Origin of the sequence: Methanobrevibacter sp. (genome assembly GCF_045577275.1) — an archaeon.
In the GTDB taxonomy this organism is placed as follows: Archaea; Methanobacteriota; Methanobacteria; order Methanobacteriales; family Methanobacteriaceae; genus Methanobrevibacter.
This window is the reverse complement of sequence record NZ_JAZNIB010000271.1, coordinates 1-18,839: the sequence shown is the minus strand read 5'-3', so window position 1 is coordinate 18,839 and position 18,839 is coordinate 1. Positions and strand designations below refer to the sequence as shown.

Here is an 18,839-nt window from a genome sequence, read left to right as displayed (position 1 = left end):
TGTAATTTTTGTGCTGATTATTTTTTTAATTTTTTCAAAGATTTTTTCATATTTTACTGATTTTTCCAAAACATTTATATAAGATGTAAAATAATTATTACATATGTAATGTATTTTTTACAAAAGTAAATAATTTTTAACAAAAGTAAAAAATTAATTACATATTTTCTAATTTCCTCCTTTGATTATTTTGTGCACATAATATTCAAATAAATTAAGAAAAAAAATGATTATTTTCAATTTTAGAAAAGTTGAAAAATTTTTTTAATTGTTATCCTAGTATTATTTATTATTATTTTAATTTCAAAGGTGATATAGTGACTGATTATGTTATTGAAACAACTAACTTATCCAAAAGTTATTCAAAAAACTTAGTTGTGAATTCCATAGATATGCATGTGGAAAAGGGAAAGATCTATGGTCTTTTAGGTAAAAATGGAGCTGGAAAAACCACAACCATGTGTATGCTTTTAAACCTTGTCTATCCGAGTGGAGGGGAGATTCTTCTCTTTGGAAAAGATCCTAAAAGATATGCTAAGGAAGTTTATTCTAACATAGGTTCAATTATAGAGACTCCAGGATTCTATGAGAATCTGACGGCTTATGAAAATTTAGAGATAATTGCCAAACTTCGAGGAAACTATAATTCTCTAAATGTTAAGATGGTTTTGGAGATGGTTAATTTAGGCCATGAAAAAACCAAGCAATTCAAGGATTTTTCATTAGGAATGAAACAGCGTTTGGGCATAGCTGCTGCCATTATGCATAATCCGGAATTGCTGATTCTTGATGAGCCTATAAATGGTCTTGACCCATTTGGAATTAAGGAAATCAGAGACTTGCTTAAAAAGCTCTCCTGTGAGTACGGTGTAACTATCCTGATTTCAAGCCATATCCTCAGTGAAATAGAAAACATTGCAGATGTAATAGGATTCATGGACAATGGTATCTTAATAGATGAGATAAGTCGAGAAGAGCTTCACAATAGATTAAACAAATTTGTTGAATTTGAAGTTTCAGACATTGATTTGGCTGTTGAGCTCATGAATAAAACAGGAATGAAGGAAAATGTAGATTACTGTTTTAAAAGGAATTTAGGCGAATATATTGATGATTTGGATTCTAATAAAAACAGTGATGGAATGCTTATTGGCGGTACCATTCATTTGCTTTCCAATTTGGATTTAAGGGATGAGTTCAATAGCTTGTTTGTAAGTTCCGGAATCAAAGTAAGAAAAGTGAATTTGTGTGAAGAGAACTTGGAAGAATTCTTTACAAGAATAATTTCCAATACTTAATGTTTTTATTAATAAGGTGATTAGATGCTTACTTTTATAAAAATGGAATTTCTAAAGCTAAAAAGATCAAAGATATTCTTATTGAGCATACTTATGGCTGCATTGCCTTCAGTTTTAATGTTTGTTGCAACATTTGCTTTTGATGAAACTCAAAGCTTTGATGCATTATTCTCTACTGTGAATATGTATATGTCTGCATTGTTTGCAATTCTTTTATTCTCAATAATCATTTCCTACCTTTTTGGAAGGGAATACAATGAACATACATTAAAAACTATGTTGACTGTTCCAATATCCAGAGGGAAATTCTTGATTTCCAAATATGTAATGTTCCTAATTTGGATCTTGATATTAACCGTAGTTACAAGCCTATCCACTCTTGCATTTGGTTTTGTAGCAGGACTTACCGGATTTACATTGCAGCTATTCATAAATAGCTTTGCTGAATTGCTGTTTGCAAACATCCTATTGTTTCTGACATTTTCCCCATTTGTATTCATTTCACTATTCATTACAAATATGGTTCCTGCAATGGTTGGTGGCGCAAGTTTAACTTTAGTGAGCTTATTGGTTAATGGTCAAAGCTGGGCCCCATATGTTCCTTGGGCATGCCCTTACTTGATTTCATCTGGTGAGATAGCAGATTATGGTGTAAGTCTGATGATTCCTTATGGTGTAATTTTAGCTACTTTCATAATTGGATTGGCTGTTTCATATGTTTACTTTACTAAAAAGGATGTTCCTCTTTAGTATTTGTAATATTTTACTAAAAAAGATGTGTTCAAAATAATCTCAACCTCTTTTACATCTTTTTTAGCATCTTTTTTTATTTTATCTTTTCATTTCTTTTAGAATTTTTAGAGTATTACTTTTCTATCAATTTAACTAATTTAAGTAATAAATAATTTTAAATATAATTTGAAACTTTATAATAATTAGTAATCAAAATCCTTATAAAAGTATTACTTTTCTTGTTTTTTCATAGAAAAAATAATACTTTTCTTGGTGTGATAATATGAATGTTAATATTAAAATGTTAAGCAATGACCCTGAAGAGATAAAAAGGGTTCAAAAGTTTTTATTTGATATGATAAAGCTTGAATTTGGTTATGATTATGTCCCTGAGTGGCATCAGGATATTGTAAAAATGGATGAATATTATATTGATCCAAAAAGAAATGCATTTTTTGTAGCATATTCAGAAGATGGCGATATTATAGGGACAATTGGAATAAGGGCTTACGACAAGGACTTTAAACAGTTCAGACATTTATATAGCAAAGAAACTACATCAAGCATATGGAGACTCTTTGTAGATAGAAGATACAGAAGATGTGGTTTGGCTTCTAAGATGTTTAGCGTAGCTGAAAATTTTGGAAAGGAAAATGGATATAGCAACATTTATTTGCATACCCATCATACTTATAAAGGGGCCTTTCAATTTTGGGCTAAAATGGGATTTGTCACTACCTTAGATGAAGGTGATGAACTTGAAACAATCCATATGGAGAAATACATTAAAAAATTAAAGATTTCCCCTCAAGCAAGCGTTTTAACTTATGCTATAAAAATATAAAAATAGTTTTTAAATAATTTAAAATATTAACATTCAAAACTTTCTTTTTTTTTTAATTATTATGGTTTGTCAGAGTAATACTTTTCAAATTTTTAAAATTTTAAAATTATTACTTTTTAAAAAATCATTTTGTTAATTATTAGTTTTTTAGAATAATTAAGATAAAAATAGATTATGGTCTTTTAATATATTTTTGAGTGTGTGGGCAAGCATAAATGCATTTTCCACATACTGTATCAGGTTTTCCCAAGTTTTCTTCTGAAACTATCAATGCATACTTTTCACACTTTTTATCATCATAAAAATCGTTTCTTTTTAATTTATAATTCCAGTTTATGCCACTTATTGCACCGCCTGGACAGGCATCTCTGCAGATCATGCACTTGCCACATTTGGATTCAAGAACAGGTTCTCCAAAATCAAGAGGAGCATTTGTCAAAACAGAGGATAATCTTAATGCAGATCCATAATTTAATGTTGTAAACAGTGCAGATTTTCCAATCCAGCCAAGCCCAGCACGAGTAGCTATTGTCTTATGAGGCAATTCAAATGAATTGAATTCACCAAAATCAGTCCCTAATCTCTTTTTTGTCTGTGCATAGGCATCATATCCTTCATTGATTAGATATTCTTCACAAAGCATACCGAGAGCATCCAATCTAGTGTTTAAATCCACCAATTCCCAAAGATACTCCATGGTTGGTGCATTTTTCATATTTTTGATTATATCCTTTGGATATGCTATATAGAAAACGACACCTGAATTCAATCCTTCCTTAGGTGAAAAATTGGTGATGTCTGCAAATCCTACCTCTGTTGCACCATTCCCTTGCAAATATTTTTTTAATTCAATAGATAAGGACATGGTCGAATATTTACATTTAATAATATTTAAATCTATTTTAAGTATTACTTTTAGTCAAAACTAAATTTTTCTGTTTGTAAAATTTTTTTAAGAAAATATATATAAAACTACTAAAATTAATTAATTTTAATCTTCGTTTTACTAATTTTTTATTATATCTATAAACAGAATTGCATTTATCAAATATACTTGAAAAGTAATAAATATCTTTTTATATTTAATTTTACTATTTATATATATGGTATTAAAATAATTGAATAAAGTATTACTAATGTACCTTTTTTTACAAAAAAAGTAATACTCTCATAAGATTAGGTTATTTTAATCAGAATTTTATATGGTGATTAATTATGGATAAAAAATTAATTATAGGTGCTGTAGCTGCCATTATTATTATAGCGCTTGCTGCATTTACTTTTATGGGAGGGTCTCATGATAGCGACCCAACTCATTTAACTGTAGCGACACACAGTAATATGGCAGAACCTGAAGCAGGTTTTAACCCACTTACTGGTTGGGGTTGCGGACACATGAACTATAATCCATTGGTACAAAGCTGTTTATTCAAAACAGATAAAAGCGGAGATATAGTCCCTGATCTTGCAACAGATTATTCAATCAGTGCAGACGGTTTAACCTGGACTGTAAATGTTAGAGATGATGTTAAATTCTCAGACAATTCAACTCTTGATGCTAAGGATGTAGCATTTACATTCAATACTGCAAAAGATACCGAAACTGACTTGGATTTAACCAATCTTAAAAAAGTAACTGCTAAGGATGATACTACTGTTGAATTTGAATTAGTAGAACCAAGATCAACCTTTATTTATGATTTAAGATATGTTGGTATTGTACCTGAAGAGTATGACAACGAAACCTATGGTGAACACCCAATAGGTACTGGACCATATGTATTAGACCACTGGGATAAAGGTCAACAAGCAATATTTACCTTAAATGATAATTGGTATGGAGACAAACCTTACTTCACTCAAATCAACATGTTATTCCCTGAAGAAGCTACTTGGTTAGAACTAGCTAAATCTGGTCAAGTGGATGTAGCACCAGTTGCAACTTCTGCATTAAACGAATCTGTAGACGGTTACAACTTCGTTGAAAAATCTGCAGGAAGAGCACAAGGTATTTCTTTACCTTACATTGAAGACACTGGAAAAACAAGCCCAGCAGGTGCAAAAGTAGGTAACAATGTAACTGCTGATAAAGCAATCAGAGAAGCATTGAATGTCGGTATCAGCCGTCAAAAAATCTGTGATGAAGTATTCTCAGGACATGCTTCCCCAGAATTTACCAGTGTAGATACCAGAGACTTTGCAAACCCTAATGCAAAAGTTAAAGATGGTGATGTTGCAAAAGCTAAACAAATCCTAAAAGAAGGCGGATGGGAAGACACTGACGGTGATGGAATCGTTGAAAAAGATGGTGTAAAAGCATCCTTCGATTTATACTACCCTCCAGACTACCTTGACAGACAATCCTTAGCAACTGTATTTGCAGAACAAGCTAAAGATTTAGGTATTGAAGTAAACCTCCAAGGTGCTGACTGGGATACCATTTACTTAAACATGTATTCCTCTGCTGCAGTAATGCAACAAACCTCACCGGACCCATATAAATCCATCTATCAACAATACCACAGTAAAGAGATAGATGACTTCTACATGAACCCTAACTTATATAGCAATTCTGCATCTGATGCTTTAATGGAACAAGCTATGCATTCCAATAACTTCGATGCTGCTAATGCTTTATGGGCACAATCCGCTCTTGTAAACGGCGGAGGTTGGGGTCCTGCTGGAGACGCTCCATGGGTATGGATCGCTAACTACAACTACAACTACTTCGTAAAAGAAGATATTGATATGGGTGAACAACCTGACGGTTTAGGAAATGACTTCTTAATTAATATCTGTGAATGGACTAGAACCAATTCCACAGCTTAATTTTTCATTTCCTTTTTTATTTTTTTTATTAATTTATTCTTTAAATTTTTTAAAACTTTAATTTTAATTAGTAGTAATGGATTTTTAATTTAATTAAAGAATATTTTCGGATTTAAAAAATAATGGGGGTTTATTTTCAATGAATAAACAAAAAGTAGCAAAATATTTTGGTTGGAAATTGGTACGTTTTATCGTATTGATCATTGCAGTTGCAATATTTAGTTTTGTATTATTAGATTTATCCCCTATTGACCCAGTTAATGCTTATTTACATGGTGCTGTAGTATCAGAAGCTCAAAGACAAATTCTATATCAATATTTCGGTACTAATGTTCCATTGCCTGATAAGATCTTCCATTGGCTAATGGACTTGCTTCAAGGTAATCTAGGAGTTTCATTAATTTATCGTAGACCAGTTATAGATGTTATCATTGACAAATTTATGGCTTCTCTTGCATTGATGGCACTTTCATGGATATTAAGTGGTGTCATTGGTTTTGCATTGGGAGTTGTAGCTGGTAAGAACAAAGGTTCCTGGATTGATAAGGTAGTAAAGGTTTATTGTTATGCAATTCAATCTGCACCATCCTTTTGGGTAGGTATGCTTGTATTGATGGTATTTTCAGTTTATCTGGGATGGTTCCCAATAGGATTTGGTGTTCCTATTGGTGTTAGAAGTACTGATGCAACATTTATAGAGTGGGCAACAAGGCTTGTCCTTCCTACATTGACATTAAGTCTTGTCGGTCTTGCTCCAATTACAATGTACACACGTAATGAATTGACCCAAGTTTTATCTTCTGATTTCGTATTGTTTGCAAAATCAAGAGGTGAAAAAGGTTGGGATTTAGTGAAAAACCATGGTATAAGGAATATATTATTACCTGCAATTACATTGCAATTCTTATCATTCAGTGAATTGTTCGGTGGAGCAGTAATGATAGAGCAGGTATTTTCATATCCTGGAATCGGACAGACTGCAGTTGCAGCAGGTCTGCAAAATGACGTTCCGCTGTTTTTAGGAATTGTAGTCATCAGTGCAATATTTGTATTTGTCGGTAACCTGCTTGCGGATATTTCCTATTACTTTATAGACCCAAGAATTAAGGAGAATGAGTTCAATGATTAAGAAGAAGGCTAATGATAAAGAGCAATGGTTCATATACCGTGCGAATCTTAGAACAAAAACCCTTGTAGTTATTGGGCTCGCAATTGTGATTATCCTAAGCATTTTCATTAGTGGTTATTTCATTAGAGATATACCAACTAACTTTGCTAGTGCAATGCAGATGCCTTCCTTAGAACATCTTTTCGGAACTGATTGGATGGGAAGGGACATGTTTCAGAGAACAATTGCTGGACTAGGATTAAGTATTATGGTAGGTTTCATTGCATCTGTTGTCAGTACAATTATTTCTATTGTTCTAGGATTATTCTCAAGCTTCAACAAATTTGCAGATGAAGTCGTAGCAGGAATAATAGACTTATTCGGATCAATTCCTCACATCCTTTTAATCATTCTTGTTTCAATAATGTTTGGAGGAGGAGTATACGGTGTAATAATGGGTGTAGGTTTGACACATTGGACACCACTTGCAAGGGTTTTAAGATCTGAAGTTAAGGAAATCATGACAAAAGAGTATATTTCCCTTTCAGAAAATCTTGGAAGAAATAAAGTTTGGATAGCAATTAAACACATTTTCCCATTAATCATTTCCCAAATAATTGTAGGTGTAATCCTAATGTTCCCTCATGCTATCATGCACGAAGCTGCGATTACATTTTTAGGATTCGGATTACCTCCTCATGAACCTGCAATTGGAGTGATATTAGCGGAATCCATGCACTACTTGTCATCAGGATGCTGGTGGTTAGCATTCTATCCAGGTTTATCATTACTCTTAGTTGTATTGCTATTTGACTTGATTGGAGAAAATGTTGAAAAATTACTCAATCCTGAAACTGCACAAGAATAAGAGAAATTTTCATAATTTCTCTTTTTTAATTTTTTGGGGATTATATGAATATAGAAATTAAAGAGATTCAAAATGATGCAGATGAAATAGACGCTGTTCAGAAGTTTTTGTATGAGCAAATTAGAATTGTCTATGATATTGGTCCCACTCCTAAATTTCACTATGATATTGAAGGATTGGATGAGTATTATGTTTTGCCTAAAAGAAATTGCTTTTTTGCAGCCTATGATGGGGATAAGATAGTTGCAACAGCAGGAATTAGGGCATATGACAGAGATTTTGAGTTTTTTAGAGGTCAATACACACAAGAGAATACAGCAAGCATTTGGAGATTAATGGTTGATGAAAACTATAGAAGAAAAGGTATTGCACGCCGTCTCGTAAAATGTATGGAAGAGTTCGCTAAAAAAGTTGATTATAAACAAATCTATTTGCATACTCATAGGTATCTTGACTCTGGATTGCCATTTTGGAAAGCTCAAGGGTTTATAGTAACTGTAGAAGAAGACGATTACGATGAAACAACTCATATGATAAAAATATTAGATTAGTTGTTAAATTAGTTTAATTTAGTTTAATTTAAATTTAGTTTAGTTATTTAGTTTATTAGTTTAATTTAATTATTATTTGATTATTTATGGTGCTTTAATTATTATTTTGATAATGAGAGAATTAAAGTGATTAGGTGGTTTGATGGACAAATTATTGGATGTTGAAAATGTTTCGATTTCATTTATACAATACACAAGGGGATTAAATCAGAGAGATCTGAAAGTTATCACTGATTTGACATTGGATATATCTGAAGGAGAAATTTTGGCAGTATTAGGTTCAAGTGGTTCTGGTAAAAGTTTGCTTGCACATGCAATATTTGGAATCTTGCCTGAAAATGCAAGACTTAATGGAAAAATCAAATTTAAAGGAAAAGAATTGTCTCAAGAGGATAAGGAGGAAATTAGGGGTAAAGGCATTGTGCTAGTGCCTCAATCTGTAAACTTTTTGGACCCTTTAATGAAGATATCAGATATAGCAATTGGCCACTGTGAAACTGAAGAAGAGAAAAAGGCGAAGAAGATAAAGCAAAGGGAAATCTTTGAACATTATAATTTAGGCCCTGAAGTGGATGATATGTATCCGTTCCAATTATCTGGGGGTATGGCAAGAAGAGTTCTTGTTTCAACTGCATTGCTTGCTGATCCAGACCTTGTTGTAGCTGATGAACCGACTCCAGGTCTAGATGAAAAGACTGTTCAAGAGACATTAAATCACTTTAAGCATATGAAAGAAGATGGGATAGGTGTTCTTTTAATCACTCACGATATCCATGCAGCATTGGAAGTGGCTGACAGGATTGGAATATTCTATTCTGGATATGTAATTGAAATAGCATTGAAGGAAGACTTCTCCGGAGATGGAGAAAACCTATTGCACCCATATACAAAATCATTATTCAAAGCATTGCCTGCCAATGGATTTGAAGTTGTGAAAGGTTATCAGCCATTGCATGGTGAAATAATTGAAGGATGTCCATTTTATGATAGGTGTGAAATGAGATTTGATAGATGTAAGGTAGAAAGGCCTGAATTAACTGATGTTGGCAATAATAAAAAGGTCAGATGTTTCAAATATGAGGAAGGTGCATAAAATGGAACTTATAGCAAAGAACATTTCCTTTAAATATCCATCAGCTAAAAAATACTTATTGCAGGATGTTAATCTGGAATTGGACAATAAGAAAATCATGGGATTGATTGGAGATAGTGGTAGTGGAAAATCTACATTATGTAAGATTTTATCTGGATATGTTACCAAATTCCAAGGTGAAGTGATCTTTGATGGCAAACCACTTCCAAAAAAAGGATTCAAGCCAGTTCAATTAATTTATCAACATCCTGAAAAGGTAATGAATCCTAAATGGAGAATGAAACAGGTTTTGGAAGAGTCCTGGAACGTTCAAGATGAAGATTTGGCTCAATTTGGTATTCAAAAATCATGGCTTACAAGATTCCCACAGGAATTGTCTGGTGGGGAGCTTCAAAGATTTTCAGTATTGAGATCCCTCAATCCAAATACAAAATTCCTGATTGCTGATGAGATGACTACAATGCTTGATGCAATTACCCAAGCACAAATCTTGGATACTGTTTTAAAAATAGTTAAAGATAGAAAAATGGGATTCTTATTGGTTAGCCACGATATGGATTTGGTGGATACAATCTGTGATGATAAGATATATTTAAAGGATATCAATGCTGCTATGAAGTAGCTATTTAAAAATTTTTAATATTTTTTATTTTTATACTTAAACCACCTATTTTATTTTTTATTTTTTTCACATCTAACAATCTATTTTTCCATTTTTTTATTTTATTTTCAGAAGATCTTTTTTTTAAATTTTCAATAAAAAAATAGTAAAAAATAGTTAAAAAATAGTTAAAAAATAGTTAAAAAATAGTAAAATAATTAATTTCATGTAATTACATGAAATTAAAAAATAAATTAAAATAGTTCTTTAGTAATTTTCTCTGAAATTTCTCAGTAATCTGGAAAATATGGAAATATTTGATGGCGGTTGTTCAATTTCCTCTTTTTTAAACCATTTTGCCTTGGTGATTTCATTTTCATCCACCTTGATTTCTCCAGACTTGTATTTGCAGATGCAGCCTATCATCAAGGAATTTGGGAATGGCCAGGATTGGCTTCCAAAGTATTGGACATCTTCCACTTCAATTCCCACTTCTTCCATAACCTCTCTTTTGACTGCTTCCTCAATGCTTTCTCCAGCTTCCAAAAATCCTGCAATCAATGCATATCTTGGATATTCATGATAGGAATGTCTTGCCATCAAAATCTTCTTGGTTGGATTTCCATTTTCATCAAGGTCCTCTTCATCTTCCTTGATGATTGTAGTGATAATTGCAGGGCAAATCCTTGTAAAGCTTGTAAATCCACATTTAGGACATACTTTAGCCATTTCAATATCGGATGTAACGGTTTTTGTACCGCATCTTCCACAATATTGGTGGGTGTTTTCCCAATCTATTATTTGAATTGCCCTTCCACCAAGGTAATATGTCTCTTCATTGATATCAAAGACTTCATAAAGATTGATGAATTGCAAATTGATCTCATCATTCTCTTGCTTAAAACCTTCGCTATCAAAGTCTTCTGAGAGTTCAACTGCATAAGCATCCTTAAGGTAAAATTCTCCAAAGTAAATGCAGTTTTCAACATACTCTTCATCAATATTAAGTTCATTCAAGTCTTTGAGGAGTGGGAGTTGGTCATCTATCAATAAGAGATTCCTTTCACTGAATATGAAATAAAACTTTTTATCAGTACCTTTAGCTTTAAGATTTATTTTATAATTGTCATAAAGGCTTATGGATTCATTTGTATCGTGTTGTGTTTTCATATTTTATAATATGTTATTTTAGTTTATATCTTTAATTATCAATCCTCGGTTTTTTTCAATTCAATAGCTAAATATTTATATTTTTAATAAAAAAATTAATATTAAAAATTAATATGAAAATTATTTTAAAATTATATTAAAATTAATATGAAAATTAAAATTATTTTTAAAATTGTTTTTTGTGATTGTTATGAAACGAACTGCCTTAAAGATTGCTTACATTGGAACTCACTTTCATGGTTTTCAAAGACAGCCTGATGTAAGAACCGTTGAAGAGGAACTGATTTATCATCTGAGAAAATTAGGCTACATAGATGATTTGAAGGCTTCAAGGTTCAGAATAGCTGGAAGAACAGATGCGGGAGTTCATAGTTTAGGAAATGTAATCAGTTTCCAAAGCGAGAAGGAAGTTCGTATCAATCAGATAAACAATAGCTTGCCTGATGATATTCAGATAATCGCTTGGGCACCTGTGAGATTTGGATTCAAGCCAAGATACGCCAAGATGCGTTGGTATAGGTACATACTCTTTGAAGAGGATTTGGACATGGATCTTTTAAGGCAAACTGCTGAAGTCTTTAAGGGAACCCATAACTTCACTAATTTTACAAAAAGAAAACAGAAGACAACTGAAAGGACAATTGAAGACATCATAATATCCAAACCAAAAATTGATGAGGCAGATAAGAATAGGAACAATGATTTCGCTCATTTAAACAAGACTTACGCCCCTATCTTCATAGACATTTATGGTGAAAGCTTCTTATGGAATATGGTTCGTAAGATGATGAGAGTCTTCTTGGATGTAAATTATGGAAAGCTCACTCTTGATGATGTTAGAAGGTTATTGGATCCGGAAGAAGATGAACCAAGAGCATATATCAAGGTTGTAGAACCTGATAATCTTATCCTTATGGATATTGGATATGATGGAATAAGATTCAGATATGATGACTATGCTTGTGAAAGGTTCAGAAGATATTTGGTGGATAATCTATTTTGTCTGCAAAAGACTTATTCTGTTACAGAATCTATGTTAAATTGTTTAGACGATTTAAGGTAAATCTTTATTTAGAATAGCTTTTTTGTTATTTTTTCTTTTAAAATTTATATATTGTTCCAATAAAATATTTCTGAAGAATACTTAATTCTTTTATTAATTATGGAGGTAACAATATGATTAAAGCTATTATTTGTGCTATTTTATCTTTCATTATCCCAGGTTTAGGTCAAGTTGTTGCTGGAGATTTAAAAAAAGGTATCATATTATTTGTACTTGCATTAATAATGGGTTTCTTAGCTGCAATTGTATTCAAACAATGGCTTGTAGGTATTATTAACTTACTTATCTCAATTTATGCAGCATATGATGCTTATGTTATGGCAAGTGAATAAATAAATTATTTTAAATAATTTTTTTATTCTTTTTTTAAAATTTCTTTTTATATTAATTACGATACGGTATTTTATCGCTATTTTTAATTGAATTAATCCAAATATTCATTTTTTTCTCTCATTTTATCTAAAATAAGTTTCATGGACTCTTTTTCAGACTCATTTCCCACCTTTTGACAGACTCTATTCAGCTCTTTCATATGAGTCCAGATTATATCCTGTTTATCTTTGTATTTATGATTAAATCTGCAGTAATAGACAAGGCTTTCTATAACAGCATTCATGGCTCTGTTTAGAGGAACAATCTCATTATTATCACTGATGTAAATGTCTTCAACTTCACAGGTTACTACATTTCCAATTCCATCATTGTAGTCATTTTCCCTCTTCTTTTCTATTGTCTTGATGACATGTGCCTTGAAGAATCCTAAAGAGTCTTTTATCATTGGGAAATCATTGAATTGATTAAAATATTCATCATCAAGTTCTCCAAGAGTGGAATAAGTAAAAATAAGAGGATTCTTTGTGATGTTTACAATCAGTTCTCCATTTTCCAGGATGTTCAGGTGGGTGTGAACGCAGTTGTCCAAATGAATGACAATATGATTTGAGTCCTTGCAGATAACTCCAATAGGTGCAGCATTTTTGACATGCTCATTGCTTTGAGTAGTGACAATTGTTTCATAGAGCTGTCCTTTGAACATGTTTAATGATTCTAAATTGGCTGCCTTTTTATAGTGTTTATTGTTTATATTTAGTTTTTGGTTCATGCTTGCCCTCAATAATTATTTTGAATACTCTAATTATATATTTTTTATTTTTTTATTTTTTTATTCCCCCTTTTTAATTAAACTATATATTATTTGAAGAACATAATTTTATATAATATAAATTATTATAAAATTTATCAAATTATGAACAAATATTATCAACTAACTTAAAGGATGTCTAAAAATGAAAATAGCTATTGTACTTGGAACAAGACCAGAAATAATTAAAATGGCTTCTGTTATGGATGAGATTGAAAAGAGAGGTCATGAATTGCTGCTGATTCACACTGGCCAACATTATGATAAGGAAATGTCTGGAAATTTCTTCATTGACTTGAAATTGCCTACCCCTAACTATAACATACATGTTGGATCAGGTTCCCATGGAAAGCAGACAGGCAAAATGATGGAAGGTATTGAAGAGGTCCTATTAGATGAAAAACCTGATATTCTCCTTGTTCAAGGAGATACCAATGCAGTTCTTGCAGGTGCGCTTGTTGCAAGCAAATTGCATATTCCTGTAGGTCATGTGGAGGCAGGTCTTCGTTCATTTGACGAAACCATGCCTGAAGAAATCAACAGACTTGCTGCAGACATCTGTTCCAAATTGTACTTTGTCCCAACTGAAGAGTCAGCAATAAACCTTGCAATGGAAGGAATTTCCAGAAAAAGAATATTCATCACAGGTAACACTGTTGTGGATGCATGTTTCAGAAACCTTGAAATATCCAAAAACAGGGACAAGTCAGAGTATGATGAAGGTCTTGCAGAGCTTGATATTGACAATATGAAAAACATCCTTACCTTAACAATGCACAGAGCAGAAACAGTTGATGATAAAGAAAGGTTAACCAACATTATTGAAGCTTTGGAGGAACTTGATGACATGAACATCATATTCCCAATTCATCCAAGAACAAAGAAAACAATGGAGAACTTCGGTTTGTTCGACAGATTAAATAATCTCAAACATGTTCATATCATAAAACCTGTAGGTTATCTTGATTTCCTGCTTCTCATTTCAAAATCCACAATTATCTTGACAGATTCTGGAGGATTGCAGGAGGAAGCGATCACACTTGATGTGCCTGCACTTACCTTAAGGTACAATACTGAAAGACCTGAAACAGTTACTGCAGGAGGCAATATTCTTGTAGGATCCGACAAGGAAGTCATACTTGAAAATGCAAGAAGAATTTTAGATGATGAAGACTTTGCAAATAAGATGAAATCCGCTAAAAACCCATATGGTATGGGAAATGCTGCAGAATTGATGATTAAGATTATAGAAGAGGCAAAAGCAAATGACACCCTTAAGATGGAAGCTCCAGATGAGGTGATGTCAAGCTTTACAAGAAAAATGAAGGTCATTGAAGGGGATATGAGTGTAAAGGAGTTTGAAGAGAATAACAATTCATTGATTAAGATTGCCTTTGAAGGTGAGGAAATCAAATTCCCTTATGATGATTTGAATTTAAACGGTTTAACAATTATTTATGAGGATTATGCTAATTAAGGTGGCAATATGCTTGATTTAAAAGATGTGAATGATGATTCAATATTGGTGTTTGAATACTTTACAGCTTCTGGTGTAGAGGACTTGTCAATTGTCAGTGAAGCTGTAGAACTTATCCGATCACTTGTAAGTGATTTAAAGGATGAGGATATTTATGTTTTGCTTGCAAAGCAATTTGAAGACATTTTCAGTGATTTTGACTTTGATGTCAAGACAATAATCATTGAGGAATCCTTAGAGGATTGGCTGGAAAAAGAGTCATATATATTTGATAGGGCTATGTTCATTGCTGCTGAAAATGACAATAACCTATACAATTTAACTAAATTGCTTGAATCAAAGGATATTAAGGTTTACGGCAGTGACCATTTTGCTGTTAAGCTTGCATCTGACAAGTTTGAAACCTTTGATTATTTGGCAAATAGAATCCCTCAGCCATTGACCTATAACATTCTTTTAAATAGAAAGACCTATTGGAAAAGGGCTATCCAAATCTTCTTTGACACAATCAATGGTGATTATGGTGATGGAAGCAATGACAATGCTGTTCCTATCATGCAGAAGCCTAAGGACATTCCAGTTTTGGACAATTCAGATAAGGATGTGGTAAAAGAGAACAAGCTCATTGCAAAGCCACGTTTTGGTGTGGATTGTGACAACATAAAGATCATTGCCTGCAAAAATGACATTGATGACTTGGAGGAAATATATGGCGAAGGTTCAAGATTCATTGTTCAGCCATACATTGAAGGGGATGTCTGCAGTGTCTGCCTAATAAGTGACGGCAGGGAGGCACTTCCTATAAGCTTAAATAAACAGATTGTTGAAATAGATGAAAATGGTGGTGAGTATCTTGGAGGATATGTTCCATATGAGCATCCTCTTAAAGAAAAGATCTTTAAATACGCAAAAATTGCATGTGAATATGTTCCAGGACTAAAAGGTTTTGTAGGTATTGATTTTATAATTGAAGATGGATACATCTATCTTTTAGAGATAAATTCCAGATTCACAACTTCATATGTAGGGCTTCAAAAAATAATTAATATTAATGTAGCAAAGACAATCATTGATTTGATTGATCAAAAGATAAACGTAGGGGATATAGGAGAAATAACTTACAGTTCAAAGGCAAGCTTTTATAAGAATGATGATGGGATTTTAGAAATTAAAATAGGGGAATAATTATACTTATTTGGTGATAATGTGAAAGTAGCAGGTTTTGATATTGGTGGTGCAAACACTGATTTGGCAATTGTGGAATATGAAAATGGTGAAATAAAGGATATTCAAACTGTTTTTGAATATTTGCCTATGTGGTCTGATAATGACAGATTGGGAATTACCTTGATTGATTTGATTGAAAAGATCTGTCCTATTGAAGAGATTGATGCAGTTGGAATCTCCATGACTGCAGAATTGGTGGATGCATTTGAAACCAAAACCCAAGGGGTAATGGACATTGCAACCACTTGCGAAAAATTGTTTGACTGCCCAGTAGCATACATTGGTACTGATAAGGTATTGTCACTTGCAGAGCTTATGGCAAACCCTCTTGAAGTTGCTGCGGCAAATTGGATTGCAACCTCTCAAATCGTTGCTGAGATTGAAAAGGACTGCATTTTTGTAGATACAGGAAGCACAACCACTGACATCATACCAATCAAGGATGGAAAGGAATGTGCAAAGGGCAGAACCGATTTTGAAAGGTCCGCTACTGGAGAACTTGTTTATACTGGAACATTAAGAACCAACTTAACAAGCTTTGTTGACTCCATTCCCTTGAATGGAGAAAATTACAGGGTCGCTTCTGAATTGTTTGCAATCACTGCTGATGTCTACAATGTCTTAGGATTGATTAAGGATGAGGATTATGTCTGTGCTACTGCTGATGGTGCAGGCAAATCAAAAGAGGAATCTGCAAGAAGGATTTCAAGAGTTGTATGTGCAGATTTGGATATCTTGTCAATGGAAGACATTGAAGAAATGGCTGATTATATCCATAAGGAACAGGTTAAGCAAATCGCTTCAGGTCTAAAGGAAGTTAGTGAAAGAGAAGGATTGGATAAGGTTGTTGTAACTGGCCTTGGAAAGGATATCTTATGTGCTGAAGCAGCTAAGCTATTAGGTCTTGACGTTAAGTCAATGGGAGACTTTTACAGTGATGATGAATGTACAGTTGCTCCAGCTATCGGTACTGCCATCATGATGAAGAATTACTTGGACTAAACGTTTATCTAATCATTCTATTTATTAAAAATTTTTTGATGATATTATGGGAAAAAAGGCTAAAATTATCCTAGTAAGTTTAATAATAATCCTTGCAGCTGTTTTTGGATTTTTTATTTTAACTGAAGGAAGCTCTGAACTTGTCGGTGAAAATGACTTAGGTTCAGTTACAAGGATTGATCATTCATATTCAGATAATGCTTCCTTAAAAATAGCAGTTGTTTCTGGAATGCATTCAAGAGAAAAACTTCATATATTTGTTCTTCCCTTAGTGTGCAGATACTTTGCATTGACTCATAGGGATGTTGATGTAATCAACTATCGTGTTCAGGTAACTGATTCTCCTGAAGACTTTAATAAGGGTCGTGCCAATGGAGAGTCTCTTGTTCATGACTATGTCGTTTCTGATGTGGCAAAGCAAGATCCTGATTTGGTTATCATAGGTCATGACCATGAGCCGAATTATGGTGCAGGATATTATATAGCCACTCCAACAATGGATAATGCATCTGTAGACTTGGCTGAAGAAGTTACTGGAGATATTGGATTCAATTATTATAAGAGAAACAAGACAAGACCTGCTAAAAGCACATCAATCAAGACTGTAGATAATCCTCTTGTTAAAACAGGAACTCTTGTGTTTGTTTATGAAATCCCTGAGACAGATATGCGTTCTGTTGCATTTTGGGAATCTTATAAGCTATTGGAAGCTTCCTATAATCATTTAAAAAATTAATTTTAGATTTTTGGAGCTTCTTTTAATCTTCTAGAAAAACTGTTTAAAAATCAAAAGTTATGCTTAAATTTATTAATAATTAAGAATATAATTATAAATGTATATTGTAAAAAATTTTTTTTGAGGCAAATAATGGATTCTGAAATATTTAAAATACTCATTGCTGTTTTAGGTGCAGTTTATTTTATGCTGCCTGCATATGTTTCTAACCTCAGTGGCCTTGCATTTGGTGGAGGAAAACCTATAGATGGTGGAAAAAACTATAAAGATGGGCGTAGGCTTATCGGTAATGGGGTAACATGGAAAGGTTTCATGAATGGAACCATCCTTGGAACATGTGTTGGTCTAGTTTTAGGAATAATCGGCACATACTTTGGAGATTTAAGCGCTTTAACTGGTGGGGTAATAGATCTTCATGTTTATGGCAGTATAGTTGGCGGTTTGATTTTAGGATTCCTTATGGCTTTTGGTGCATTGTTTGGTGATTTGGTCGGAAGTTTCATTAAAAGAAGAATGGGCCTTCAAAGTGGACAGCCAGCTCCATTTATGGACCAATTGGATTTTGTTTTAGGTGCACTTGTATTTGCTTTATTGATGGTTAGAATCAGTTGGAGCCTATTCATTATTATCATATTGCTCTCACTTATTTTACATTTAGGTGCTAACACTATTGCTTATTTGCTTGGAATCAAGGATGTTTGGTACTAATCAAGCTTTAAGAAAAGTTTGCTTAGTCATCAAAAATATCCACCAAAGGCTTTTGTTCATCTGTTTTTATGATTGGGGTTTCTTCTCTTTTTTTACCTTTATCATCTCGTTTTCTGAATCTCCAACCGTATTCCTTAAGCTCTTTTTCACTGACGCCATATCTGTTGGCTACCCATCTTAAGCCGTGTTCTTCAACTTCTGCCTTAACATCTTCAGGATCATTGAAGCTTATCGGTTCAATATTTTCATATTCTTCGAGTATTGTTAAAATTCTATTGTTTGGGATGTTGTTTAATTTAATCCACTCACTTAATTTCATATTCTGCACCTAAACATAATTTTTTCTTTTATTTTATCTTAAATACTATTTATCTTCTTTCTATTACTTAAT

The 18,839-nt window shown here is 32.8% G+C and carries 20 protein-coding genes; 16 read left to right on the top strand and 4 right to left on the bottom strand.

Annotation, left to right across the window (positions count from 1 at the left end; all coding sequences use genetic code 11):
- The first annotated feature begins 317 nt into the window (after positions 1 to 317).
- The 3 genes from ACKI67_RS08030 (at position 318) to ACKI67_RS08020 (ending at position 2,874) form a co-directional block, all read left to right on the top strand.
- Complete coding sequence (locus ACKI67_RS08030; RefSeq protein WP_407462981.1) at positions 318 to 1,298, top strand: ABC transporter ATP-binding protein; 981 nt, start codon at positions 318 to 320, stop codon at positions 1,296 to 1,298.
- Positions 1,299 to 1,322: 24 nt separating this feature from the next.
- Positions 1,323 to 2,048: an ABC transporter permease gene (locus ACKI67_RS08025; RefSeq protein WP_407462980.1), complete on the top strand. Its 726-nt coding sequence runs from the start codon at positions 1,323 to 1,325 to the stop codon at positions 2,046 to 2,048.
- A 265-nt stretch (positions 2,049 to 2,313) separates the two neighbouring features.
- Complete coding sequence (locus ACKI67_RS08020) at positions 2,314 to 2,874, top strand: GNAT family N-acetyltransferase (RefSeq protein ID WP_407462979.1); 561 nt, start codon at positions 2,314 to 2,316, stop codon at positions 2,872 to 2,874.
- 172 nt (positions 2,875 to 3,046) lie between these two features.
- Here the strand turns inward: ACKI67_RS08020 and ACKI67_RS08015 are convergent, their stop codons facing one another.
- Entirely contained in the window at positions 3,047 to 3,709 is a 663-nt protein-coding gene (locus ACKI67_RS08015) for a 4Fe-4S double cluster binding domain-containing protein (RefSeq protein ID WP_407462978.1), read from the bottom strand.
- 380 nt (positions 3,710 to 4,089) lie between these two features.
- Between ACKI67_RS08015 and ACKI67_RS08010 the strand changes: the two genes are divergently transcribed.
- From ACKI67_RS08010 to ACKI67_RS07985, 6 genes are all read left to right on the top strand, one after another.
- Positions 4,090 to 5,703 carry an ABC transporter substrate-binding protein gene (locus tag ACKI67_RS08010; protein WP_407462977.1) on the top strand — a complete coding sequence of 538 codons (1,614 nt, stop codon included), beginning with the start codon at positions 4,090 to 4,092 and terminating at the stop codon, positions 5,701 to 5,703.
- A gap of 139 nt (positions 5,704 to 5,842) precedes the next feature.
- Complete coding sequence (locus ACKI67_RS08005) at positions 5,843 to 6,832, top strand: ABC transporter permease (protein ID WP_407462976.1); 990 nt, start codon at positions 5,843 to 5,845, stop codon at positions 6,830 to 6,832.
- A complete protein-coding gene (locus tag ACKI67_RS08000) occupies positions 6,825 to 7,679 on the top strand; it encodes an ABC transporter permease (RefSeq protein WP_407462975.1) in 855 nt (284 codons plus the stop codon). The genes ACKI67_RS08005 and ACKI67_RS08000 overlap by 8 nt, the downstream gene beginning before the upstream one ends.
- Before the next feature lie 44 nt (positions 7,680 to 7,723).
- A complete protein-coding gene (locus ACKI67_RS07995; protein ID WP_407462974.1) occupies positions 7,724 to 8,230 on the top strand; it encodes a GNAT family N-acetyltransferase in 507 nt (168 codons plus the stop codon).
- A gap of 142 nt (positions 8,231 to 8,372) precedes the next feature.
- The gene (locus tag ACKI67_RS07990; protein ID WP_407462973.1) at positions 8,373 to 9,323 is read left to right on the top strand and encodes an oligopeptide/dipeptide ABC transporter ATP-binding protein; all 951 of its coding nucleotides are present in this window, start codon (positions 8,373 to 8,375) and stop codon (positions 9,321 to 9,323) included.
- A gap of 1 nt (position 9,324) precedes the next feature.
- The gene (locus ACKI67_RS07985) at positions 9,325 to 9,945 is read left to right on the top strand and encodes an ABC transporter ATP-binding protein (protein WP_407462972.1); all 621 of its coding nucleotides are present in this window, start codon (positions 9,325 to 9,327) and stop codon (positions 9,943 to 9,945) included.
- A gap of 246 nt (positions 9,946 to 10,191) precedes the next feature.
- On the opposite strand, the gene nudC is transcribed toward ACKI67_RS07985, so the two are convergent.
- Positions 10,192 to 11,094, bottom strand: coding sequence for an NAD(+) diphosphatase (nudC, locus tag ACKI67_RS07980; RefSeq protein ID WP_407462971.1), 903 nt, complete (start codon positions 11,092 to 11,094; stop codon positions 10,192 to 10,194).
- Between the two features lie 190 nt (positions 11,095 to 11,284).
- Here nudC and truA point away from each other — a divergent pair, with 190 nt between their 5' ends.
- Together truA and ACKI67_RS07970 are read left to right on the top strand one after the other, a co-directional pair.
- Positions 11,285 to 12,157, top strand: coding sequence for a tRNA pseudouridine(38-40) synthase TruA (gene truA / locus ACKI67_RS07975; protein ID WP_407462970.1), 873 nt, complete (start codon positions 11,285 to 11,287; stop codon positions 12,155 to 12,157).
- A gap of 113 nt (positions 12,158 to 12,270) precedes the next feature.
- Positions 12,271 to 12,489: a hypothetical protein gene (locus ACKI67_RS07970; RefSeq protein ID WP_407462969.1), complete on the top strand. Its 219-nt coding sequence runs from the start codon at positions 12,271 to 12,273 to the stop codon at positions 12,487 to 12,489.
- A gap of 92 nt (positions 12,490 to 12,581) precedes the next feature.
- Here ACKI67_RS07970 and ACKI67_RS07965 read toward each other — a convergent pair whose 3' ends face one another.
- Positions 12,582 to 13,259 (bottom strand): DUF447 domain-containing protein, encoded by a 678-nt coding sequence (locus ACKI67_RS07965; RefSeq protein ID WP_407462968.1) that lies wholly within the window; start codon positions 13,257 to 13,259, stop codon positions 12,582 to 12,584.
- A gap of 184 nt (positions 13,260 to 13,443) precedes the next feature.
- Here ACKI67_RS07965 and wecB point away from each other — a divergent pair, with 184 nt between their 5' ends.
- From wecB to ACKI67_RS07940, 5 genes are all read left to right on the top strand, one after another.
- The gene (gene wecB, locus ACKI67_RS07960) at positions 13,444 to 14,775 is read left to right on the top strand and encodes a non-hydrolyzing UDP-N-acetylglucosamine 2-epimerase (RefSeq protein WP_407462967.1); all 1,332 of its coding nucleotides are present in this window, start codon (positions 13,444 to 13,446) and stop codon (positions 14,773 to 14,775) included.
- Positions 14,776 to 14,784: 9 nt separating this feature from the next.
- Complete coding sequence (locus ACKI67_RS07955; RefSeq protein WP_407462966.1) at positions 14,785 to 15,960, top strand: ATP-grasp domain-containing protein; 1,176 nt, start codon at positions 14,785 to 14,787, stop codon at positions 15,958 to 15,960.
- Between the two features lie 21 nt (positions 15,961 to 15,981).
- A complete protein-coding gene (locus ACKI67_RS07950; protein ID WP_407462965.1) occupies positions 15,982 to 17,004 on the top strand; it encodes a hydantoinase/oxoprolinase family protein in 1,023 nt (340 codons plus the stop codon).
- 46 nt (positions 17,005 to 17,050) lie between these two features.
- On the top strand, positions 17,051 to 17,740 hold the full coding sequence (locus ACKI67_RS07945; protein WP_407462963.1) for a hypothetical protein: 690 nt from the start codon (positions 17,051 to 17,053) through the stop codon (positions 17,738 to 17,740).
- A 132-nt stretch (positions 17,741 to 17,872) separates the two neighbouring features.
- Positions 17,873 to 18,448: a CDP-2,3-bis-(O-geranylgeranyl)-sn-glycerol synthase gene (locus tag ACKI67_RS07940; protein WP_407462962.1), complete on the top strand. Its 576-nt coding sequence runs from the start codon at positions 17,873 to 17,875 to the stop codon at positions 18,446 to 18,448.
- A 22-nt stretch (positions 18,449 to 18,470) separates the two neighbouring features.
- Here ACKI67_RS07940 and ACKI67_RS07935 read toward each other — a convergent pair whose 3' ends face one another.
- Entirely contained in the window at positions 18,471 to 18,767 is a 297-nt protein-coding gene (locus ACKI67_RS07935; RefSeq protein WP_407462961.1) for a hypothetical protein, read from the bottom strand.
- Positions 18,768 to 18,839: the final 72 nt, after the last annotated feature.

What these genes read in the sequence shown, in the direction of transcription:
- ACKI67_RS08025 (WP_407462980.1), top strand. Translation starts at nt 1,323, where the DNA reads ATGCTTACTTTTATAAAAATGGAATTTCTAAAGCTAAAAAGATCAAAG.
- ACKI67_RS08020 (WP_407462979.1), top strand. Translation starts at nt 2,314, where the DNA reads ATGAATGTTAATATTAAAATGTTAAGCAATGACCCTGAAGAGATAAAA.
- ACKI67_RS08010 (WP_407462977.1), top strand. Translation starts at nt 4,090, where the DNA reads ATGGATAAAAAATTAATTATAGGTGCTGTAGCTGCCATTATTATTATA.
- ACKI67_RS08005 (WP_407462976.1), top strand. Translation starts at nt 5,843, where the DNA reads ATGAATAAACAAAAAGTAGCAAAATATTTTGGTTGGAAATTGGTACGT.
- ACKI67_RS08000 (WP_407462975.1), top strand. Translation starts at nt 6,825, where the DNA reads ATGATTAAGAAGAAGGCTAATGATAAAGAGCAATGGTTCATATACCGT.
- ACKI67_RS07995 (WP_407462974.1), top strand. Translation starts at nt 7,724, where the DNA reads ATGAATATAGAAATTAAAGAGATTCAAAATGATGCAGATGAAATAGAC.
- ACKI67_RS07990 (WP_407462973.1), top strand. Translation starts at nt 8,373, where the DNA reads ATGGACAAATTATTGGATGTTGAAAATGTTTCGATTTCATTTATACAA.
- ACKI67_RS07985 (WP_407462972.1), top strand. Translation starts at nt 9,325, where the DNA reads ATGGAACTTATAGCAAAGAACATTTCCTTTAAATATCCATCAGCTAAA.
- nudC (WP_407462971.1), bottom strand. Translation starts at nt 11,094, where the DNA reads ATGAAAACACAACACGATACAAATGAATCCATAAGCCTTTATGACAAT.
- truA (WP_407462970.1), top strand. Translation starts at nt 11,285, where the DNA reads ATGAAACGAACTGCCTTAAAGATTGCTTACATTGGAACTCACTTTCAT.
- ACKI67_RS07970 (WP_407462969.1), top strand. Translation starts at nt 12,271, where the DNA reads ATGATTAAAGCTATTATTTGTGCTATTTTATCTTTCATTATCCCAGGT.
- ACKI67_RS07965 (WP_407462968.1), bottom strand. Translation starts at nt 13,259, where the DNA reads ATGAACCAAAAACTAAATATAAACAATAAACACTATAAAAAGGCAGCC.
- wecB (WP_407462967.1), top strand. Translation starts at nt 13,444, where the DNA reads ATGAAAATAGCTATTGTACTTGGAACAAGACCAGAAATAATTAAAATG.
- ACKI67_RS07955 (WP_407462966.1), top strand. Translation starts at nt 14,785, where the DNA reads ATGCTTGATTTAAAAGATGTGAATGATGATTCAATATTGGTGTTTGAA.
- ACKI67_RS07945 (WP_407462963.1), top strand. Translation starts at nt 17,051, where the DNA reads ATGGGAAAAAAGGCTAAAATTATCCTAGTAAGTTTAATAATAATCCTT.
- ACKI67_RS07940 (WP_407462962.1), top strand. Translation starts at nt 17,873, where the DNA reads ATGGATTCTGAAATATTTAAAATACTCATTGCTGTTTTAGGTGCAGTT.
- ACKI67_RS07935 (WP_407462961.1), bottom strand. Translation starts at nt 18,767, where the DNA reads ATGAAATTAAGTGAGTGGATTAAATTAAACAACATCCCAAACAATAGA.